The 1,280-nt window shown below is 55.3% G+C and carries 1 pseudogene; it reads left to right on the top strand.

Annotated features, from left to right (window positions below):
* Window positions 1–64: 64 nt before the first annotated feature.
* Window positions 65–1,244 (top strand): annotated as a pseudogene (locus AC2FIM_RS20265) (IS3 family transposase).
* Window positions 1,245–1,280: the final 36 nt, after the last annotated feature.

Consider the following 1,280-nt stretch of genomic DNA (forward strand, 5'->3'; position numbering starts at 1 on the left):
CCAGCCGCTGAGCCTCCCCAACTGAACTGGTCCCCCGTTATGTTTAGGAAACGGAGGACCTAGAATGGCAAACAAGAGACCGAAGCCGGAAGAGATTGTCTCGAAGTTACGGCAAGTTGAAGTTCTGATGGGTCAAGGCATGTCCCGTCTTGATGTGATCAGACAGATCGGAGTTGTTGAGCAAACCTATTACCGCTGGCGGAAGAAGTACGGCGGAATGGGTGTTGATCAATTGAAGGAACTGAAACGGCTTCAGAAAGAGAACGAGCGGCTGAGGCGCGCAGTTTCAGATCTGACGCTGGACAAACTGATCCTGACGGAAGCCACAAAGGATGAAGGGCGGTTAGCAAACCATCCCGTGGATGGTTTGCCAACCCTGAACGCGAAGCCCTACTGAGCCCCGCTCGCCGTCGTGCTTGTATTAATCATGTACGCAACCAGCTGAACGTTTCCGAGAGACGCGCCTGTCGCGTTCTGGGGCAACACCGGTCCACGCAACGGCGCGCCCCACAAGGTCGCGCAGACGAAGGCCGACTGGTGGCCGACATGATCGAGTTGACCCGACAGTACGGCCGATATGGCTATCGCAGGATCGCTGCGCTGCTGAGAGAGGCTGGATGGTCTGTCAGCGATGGCGGGTTGAACGGCTTTGGCGACGAGAGGGGCTGAAAGTGCCAGTGAAACAACCGAAGAAAGGGCGGCTCTGGCTAAATGACGGCTCATGCGTTCGGCTACGGCCAGAGTATCGCAACCATGTTTGGTCGTATGACTTCGTTCATTGTCGAATCGACGACGGCAAAGCCTTCAGGACGCTGAACATCCTTGATGAGTACAGCCGGGAATGCTTGGCAATCAGGGTCGAGCGGAAACTGAACTCGACCGATGTAATCGACGTTCTGACAGACCTGTTCATACTTCGCGGCGCGCCCAGTTTCATACGTTCTGACAATGGGCCGGAATTTGTCGCCCAGGCGGTCCGAGACTGGATCGCCGCCGTTGGCGCCAAGACGGCTTACATCGAACCTGGGAGCCCGTGGGAGAACGGATATTGCGAAAGCTTCAATGGCCGGTTCAGGGATGAGCTGCTCAACGGTGAGATCTTCTACAGCTTGCGCGAAGCTCAAATCCTGATCGAACAATGGAGGAAACACTACAACACAAAACGTCCCCACAGTGCACTGGGCTACCGCCCGTCAGCTCCCGAAACCATCATCTCAATGGATCACAGGCCAATGATGCACTAACAATCAAATTGAACCAGTCAGATGAGGCTGCTCAAC

This window comes from Ruegeria sp. CDSC052 (genome assembly GCF_059610685.1).